We start from the raw sequence: 7,161 nt of genomic DNA on the forward strand, positions 1-7,161 counted from the left end.
GTGCGGGGGTGGAGGAGCTGGCGTTGCAGGTGCCGTTGGTGCTTCCCGAGTCGGGGAGTGTGCGGGTGCAGGTGGTGGTGGGAGCGGCGGACGCGGGCGGACGGCGCGAGGTGCAGGTGTGTTCGTGTGCCGCGCCGGATGGCGCGGATGGGGAGTGGGTGTGCCATGCGACCGGCACGCTCAGCCCGGAACCCGGCGTCCGGCCCGAGGGGTTCGAGGCTGAGGCGTGGCCTCCTGCGGGGGCGCGTCCCGTGGATCTGGGCGGGTTCTATGAGCGGGCGGAGACGGCGGGGTACGGCTATGGTCCGGCCTTCCGCGGCCTGCGGTCCGTATGGCGGGACGGGGCGGATCTGCTGGCCGAGGTGGAGCTGCCCGAAGCCGCCGGAGACAGGGAGGGCTACGGCATCCACCCCGCGCTCCTGGACGCGGCGCTCCACCCGGGAATGCTGGTCGACGAGCCGGGTGAAGGCGGGCCGCTGTGGCTGCCGTTCGCCTGGGCCGGGGTCTCGCTCTGGGCGGGTGAAGCACGCAGGGTCCGCGTCCGGATCGCCCCGCAGCAGCGTTCGCGGGACGAGCGCGTCCTGCGGCTGACTGTGGCCGATGCCGCGGGCGCGCCGGTGCTGAGCGCCGACTCGGTCGTGCTGCGTCCGGCCGACCCGGACCAGTTCCGTACCCCGGAACAGGACGTCCAGAGCCTGTACTCCCTCGACTGGATCCCCTGCGAACCCGACGCTTCCGGCCCCGGCCCCGGGGCCGGGCAGGACGACTGGGCCGTGGTCGGTCCGGACACGCTCGGTCTGGGAGCCGTGTCCTATCCGGGGCTGGACGCTCTGCTGGCGGCGCTCGACGCCGGTGCCCCCGCCCCTTCCGTGGTGTTCGCCGACGCCCTGGCGGAGGGCGACGGGCGGGACGGGCTGGACGCGCTGGAGTACGTGCTCGGGCTGGTGCAGTCGTGGCTGGCCGAGCCCCGGCTGGCCGACGCCCGGCTCGTCCCGGTCACCCGGGAAGCGGTCGCGTCCGGCGCCCCCGGCCTGGCAGGCGCCGGGGTATGGGGGCTGGTGCGCAGCGCGCAGGCCGAGGAGCCCGGCCGGTTCGTCCTGGCCGACCTGGGGAACACAGACGGCGCCGACGCGCTCCCCGCGATCCGGCGCGCCTTGGCGGCGGACGAGCCGCAGTTCGCGGTGCGGGGCGGAGAACTGCTCGTACCACGGGTGGCCAGGGCCCGGCCCAGGGCCCAGCCCGAGGCCGACGGCAGCGGGCTGCCGGAGCTCGACCCGGAGGGCACGGTGCTGATCACCGGCGGCACCGGGGTGCTCGGCGGACTCGTCGCCGAGCATATGGTCCGCACCTGGGGCGTGCGGCATCTGCTGCTGGTCGGCCGCCGGGGCCCGGAGGCCCCGGGGGCGCAGGAGCTGGCGTCCCGGCTGACCGGACTGGGCGCCCGGGTCCGGGTGCTCGCGGCCGACGTCGCCGAAGCGGACCAGGTGGCGGAGCTGGTCGGGGGAGTGGACCCCGCCCATCCGCTCACCGGAGTGGTGCACGCGGCCGGAGCGCTGGACGACGCGGTGGTCGCCTCCCAGTCGCCGGAGCGGTTGGCGCCGGTGTGGCGGGCGAAGGCCGCCGCCGCGGCCCAGCTGCACGCCGCGACGGCGGATCTGCCGCTCGCCGCCTTCGTGATGTTCTCCTCCGCCGCGTCCTGCCTGGGCAGCCCGGGGCAGGGCAACTACGCGGCGGCCAACGCGTTCTGCGACGCGCTGGCCGCTCACCGGCAGGCCGGCGGGCTGCCGGGGCTGTCGGTCGGTTGGGGGCTGTGGGCCGAGGCCAGTGGACTGACCGGCCACCTGACCGAAGCCGATCTGGCCCGGCTGGCCCGTTCGGGGAGTACGCCGCTGGGCAGCGGGCAGGCGCTGGCGCTGCTGGACGCGGCCTGCCGGCACGGTGCCCCGCATCTGCTGGCGGTGGTGCTGAACCGCCGTGCTCTGGCCGCGCTGCCCGACCGGCTGCTGCCCGCTCCGCTGCGCGGACTCGCGGCTGCCGCCGCCGGGGCCCGGATCCGGCGTACCGCGGCGGACGGCCGGGAGGACACGGAACTGGCCTCTCGGCTGGCCGGGCTGGACGAGGAGGGCAGGGTCGGTGTGCTGGTGGACGTGGTGTGCCAGTACGTGGCCGCCGTGCTGGGGCACCGGTCGGCCGGCGGAGTCCGCGCCGAAGCGGCCTTCAAGGAGCAGGGGTTCGACTCGCTGACCGCCGTGGAGCTGCGCAACCGGCTGTCGGCGGCCACGGATCTGCGGCTGCCCGCGACGCTGGTGTTCGACCATCCGACGCCGCGCGCGCTGGCCGGGTATCTGTCCACCCGGCTGGGCGGTCGGAGCGTCGCGCCGCGGGCGGCACCTGTGGCGGCTCCGGTGGAGGCGGACGAGCCCGTGGCGATCGTGGCCACGGCGTGCCGGTATCCGGGCGGGGTCACCTCGGCCGAGGAGCTGTGGGACCTGGTGGCTTCGGGCGGCGAGGCGATCGGGGCGTTCCCCGCCGACCGGGGCTGGGACCTGGAGGGCCTCTTCCACCCGGACCCCGACCACCCCGGCACCAGCTACGCGCGCGAGGGCGGCTTCGTCCACGGCGCCGACGAGTTCGACGCGGCGTTCTTCGGGGTGAACCCCCGGGAGGCGGTGGCGATGGACCCGCAGCAGCGGCTGCTGCTGGAGACGTCGTGGGAGCTGCTGGAACGGGCGGGAATCGACCCGGCCGCGCTGCGGGGCAGCAGGACCGGTGTCTACGCGGGTGTGATGTACCACGACTACGGAGCCGGTACGGCCGGCGGCGACGCCCAGCTGGAGGGCTATGCGCTGCTCTCGGGCCAGGGGAGCGTGGTCACCGGCCGGGTGGCCTACACGCTCGGTCTGGAGGGCCCGGCGATGACGGTGGACACCGCGTGCTCCTCGTCGCTGGTGGCCATGCATCTGGCGGCTCAGGCGCTGCGCCAGGGCGAGTGCTCGCTGGCGCTCGCCGGCGGGGTGACGGTGATGGCCACCCCGGACGTGTTCACCGGCTTCTCGCGGCAGCGCGGACTGGCCCCGGACGGACGGTGCAAGCCGTTCGCCGCGGCCGCCGACGGCACGGGGTGGTCCGAGGGCGTGGGGCTGGTGCTGCTGGAGCGGCTGTCGGACGCGCGGCGCAACGGTCGCCGGGTGCTGGCGGTGCTCCGCGGCTCGGCCGTCAACCAGGACGGTGCGAGCAACGGTCTGACGGCGCCGAACGGGCCCTCGCAGGAGCGGGTGATCCGCCAGGCGCTGGCCGGCGCACGGCTGGCCCCGGACCAGGTGGACGCGGTGGAGGGCCACGGCACCGGCACCACCCTCGGCGACCCCATCGAGGCACAGGCCCTGCTGGCCACCTACGGCCAGGACCGATCCGCTGACCGGCCGCTGTGGCTGGGGTCCGTCAAGTCGAACATGGGGCACACCCAGGCAGCCGCCGGGGTGGCGGGTGTGATCAAGATGGTGCAGGCGCTGCGGCACGGCGTCCTGCCCGCCTCGCTGCACATCGACGAGCCCTCCCCGCACGTCGACTGGGAGTCGGGCGCCGTACGCCTGCTGACGGACCCGGTCGAGTGGCCGGACAGCGGACGTCTCCGCCGCGCGGGGGTGTCCTCCTTCGGCGCCTCGGGCACGAACGCGCATGTGATCCTGGAGCAGGCCCCGGAGCCCGGCCCCGAGGCCGCGGCGGACGAACCGGAGCCGCTGGACGGGGTGGTGCCGTGGGTGCTGTCCGCACGCGGGCCGGAGGCGCTGCGCGGCCAGGCCGCCGCGCTCGCCGGGCGGATGGCCGGGCAGCCGGAGGCCGCGCCCGCCGAGGTGGGCTGGTCGCTGGTCAGCACCCGTTCGCAGTTCGAGCACCGGGCCGTGATCCTCGGCGAGGACCGCGAGCAGCTGCTCGCGGGCGTCGGCGCCCTGGCGGCCGGTGACGTACACCCCGGCGTGGTTCCGCCCGCCGCCCCGGCGCGTGCGGGGTCGGGTGCGGGTGCGGGTTCGGCGTCGGGTGCGGGGAAGACGGTGTTCCTGTTCAGCGGCCAGGGCAGCCAGCGGCTGGGCATGGGCGCCGGGCTGTACGAGCGCTTTCCGGTCTTCGCCGCCGCCTTCGACGAGGTGTGCGGGCACCTGGACGCCCGTCTGGAACACCCCCTGCGGCAGGTGGTGTTCACCGGCTCACCCGGTCAGGACGGGCTGCTGGACCACACCACCTACGCCCAGGCGGGGCTGTTCGCCGTGGAGACGGCCCTCGCCCGGCTCCTGGCCTCGTTCGGGGTGGAGCCCGATGCGGTGATCGGGCACTCCATCGGGGAGGTCGCCGCCGCGCACCTCGCCGGGGTGTTCGACCTGGCCGACGCCTGCCGGCTGGTGGCCGCGCGGGCGAATCTGATGGGGCGGCTCCCCGCGGGCGGAGCCATGGCCGCGATCCAGGCGAGCGCGGAGGAGCTGTCCGACGACATCGACGGCGACCAGGACGCGCGGCAGCTCTCCCTCGCGGCCCTCAACACCCCCGACAGCACGGTGATATCCGGTCCGGCCGAGCCGGTCTCCCGGATGAGCGCCCGCTGGGCGGACAAGGGCCGCAGGACCAAGGCGCTGGCGGTGAGCCACGCCTTCCACTCGCCCCTGATGGAACCGGTCCTGGAGGAGTTCACGCAGGCCGTCGAGGACCTCGCGTACCACCCCCCGGCCATCGAGCTGATCAGCAACCTGACCGGGCGGCCCGCCGACGGGCTGATCGCCACGCCGGAGTACTGGGCCCGGCACATCCGCCGGCCCGTCCTCTTCGCACCGGCCGTCGCCCATGTCGCGCCCGAGGCGGGGACCTTCCTGGAGCTGGGCCCCGACCCCGTACTGGCGACCGCCGCACAGCACACCCTCGACCACCGCGAAGCGGCGGACGGCGCGCACCGGCCCGCACCGCTGGTGCTCTCGGCTCTCACCGGCAAGCAGTCCGACGTCCAGGCCCTGTCCCACAGCCTCGCCCGGCTGCACACGGCAGGCAGGACCGTGGAGTGGGCGAGCTGGTTCCCCGAGACCGCGGCGGCGCGCCGTACGGTCGACCTGCCCACCTACGCCTTCCAGCGCGAGCGCTACTGGCTGAAGGCATCCCAGGGGGCGGGAACCGGAAGCTTCCGGGACATGGACACGGCGGGACTGCGCCCGGTGGAGCACCCCCACCTTCCGGCGGCGGTGGCCCTGGCCGACGGCGGGCTGCTGCTGTCCGGCCGGATCTCCGCCGTCGGCGCCCAGGGCTGGCTGGCCGACCACCAGGTTCTGGGCAGCACCCTGGTGCCGGGGGCCGCACTGGCGGAGTGGGCCCTGCGGGCCGCCGACGAGGCGGACTGCGGCGGAGTGGAGGAGCTGGTGCTCCAGGCGCCGCTGCTGCTCCCGGCGGAGGGCGGCGTACGGATACAGATCGTCGTCGGCGTCCCCGGAGCCGACCGGCGCCGCGAGATACGGATGTACGCGCGTCCCGACCGCGACGAGGGAACGGCCGCCGAGGCGGAGTGGACATGCCACGCGCAGGGCGTGCTGGCCCCGGAGGCGTGCGCGCCGGCCGGAGAGCCCGGCGCCGGCGGGGTCTGGCCGCCGCCGGATGCCAGGGCTGTCAGCGTCGACGGGTTCTACGAGCGGATCGCCGCCGCGGGCCATGCCTACGGCCCGGCCTTCCGGGGCCTGCGTGCCGTATGGCGGGACGGGGCGGATCTGCTGGCCGAGGTGGAGCTTCCCGAAGCCGCCGGAGAGCCGGGCGGCTTCGGCATCCACCCGGCCCTGCTGGACGCCGCTCTCCACCCGGGTCTGCTCGCGGACGAGGGCCCGGACGACGGAGCAGACCCCTCCGTGCGGCTGCCGTTCTCCTGGAACGGCGTGTCGCTCCGGGCCGGGGACGCGACAGCGGTCCGGGTGCGGCTGACACCGCTCCCCGCCCGGGGGAACGGCGAGTACGGCGTGCGGGTGGCGGTGGCCGACACCGAGGGCGCCCCGGTGCTGGACGTGGACTCGGTCGTCACGCGCCCGGCCGCCGCCGACCAGCTCACGCCCCCCGGCGAGCGCGTCGCGGACGGCCGGTTCGTCCTCGACTGGGCCCCGCTGCCCGGCGCGGACGCCGGAGCGGATGCCGGAGCGGACGGCGGTCCGTCCGGACCGGCAGCCGACTGGGCGGTGCTCGGCCGGCACACCTACGGCCTGGAAGAGCACGCGGAGCGTCACTCCGGTCTGACGGCGCTGCTGGAGGCGCTCGACGGCGGATCTCCCGTGCCCTCGCTCGTGCTGGCCTGCGCGGAACCGCCCTCCAGCGCCGACCCCGAGCCCGACCCCGACGAGGCGCTGGCGGAGGTGCAGCGGACGCTGGAGCTGGTCCAGCGCTGGCTGGCCGAGCCGCGGCTCGGCACCGCTCGGCTCGCGGTGGTCACCCGGGGCGCCGTGGAGGCAGAAGGCCCCGGCAGCGGGACGGTGGACGCGACGGGGGCGGCCGTCTGGGGCCTGGTCCGTAGCGCCCAGTCGGAGAACCCGGGCCGGTTCCTCCTCCTCGACCTCGACCCCGGCGGCCACGGCGCCACCGGTGTGCCGGAAGCGCTGCGGCAGGCGATGGCCGCCGACGAGCCGCAGCTGGCGGTGCGCGACGGCCGGGCGCTGGTGCCCCGTCTGGTGCGCGCGGACGACGACGGCGAGCTGGAGATCCCCCGCGAGGGCGCGTGGCGCCTGGGCATGGAGACGACCGGGACGGTCGACAGCGTCACCGTGCAGCCGTGTCCGGAGGCGCTGGAGCCCCTGGAGCCGGGGCAGGTGCGGATCGCGGTGCGCGCGGCGGGCGTCAACTTCCGCGATGTACTGATCGCGTTGGGGATGTACCCGGGAGACGGGGCCTTCCGCGGCAGCGAGGGCGCGGGCGTGGTGCTGGAGGTCGGCGCCGAGGTGACCCGTCTGAGCGCGGGCGATGAGGTCATGGGCCTCTTCGAGGGCGCCTTCGCCTCCGTTGCCGTGGCCGACGCCCGGGTGGTGGTGCCGGTGCCGGAGGGGTGGAGCTGGCGCGATGCGGCTGCGGTCCCGGTGGTGTTCTCGACGGCGTGGTTCGGGCTGGTGGAGCTGGCGGGGCTGGGGGCGGGTGAGTCGGTGCTGATTCACGCGG

The 7,161-nt window shown here is 75.9% G+C and carries 1 protein-coding gene; it reads left to right on the forward strand.

Features of this window, described 5'->3' with window-relative positions; all coding sequences use genetic code 11:
- Positions 1 to 29: 29 nt before the first annotated feature.
- A partial coding sequence (locus tag G5C65_RS27465; RefSeq protein ID WP_338146694.1) for a beta-ketoacyl synthase N-terminal-like domain-containing protein occupies positions 30 to 7,161 on the forward strand: 7,132 nt, incomplete at its 3' end.

The sequence above is a fragment of the Streptomyces boncukensis genome (genome assembly GCF_011045075.1).
Taxonomy (GTDB): domain Bacteria; phylum Actinomycetota; class Actinomycetes; order Streptomycetales; family Streptomycetaceae; genus Streptomyces; species Streptomyces boncukensis.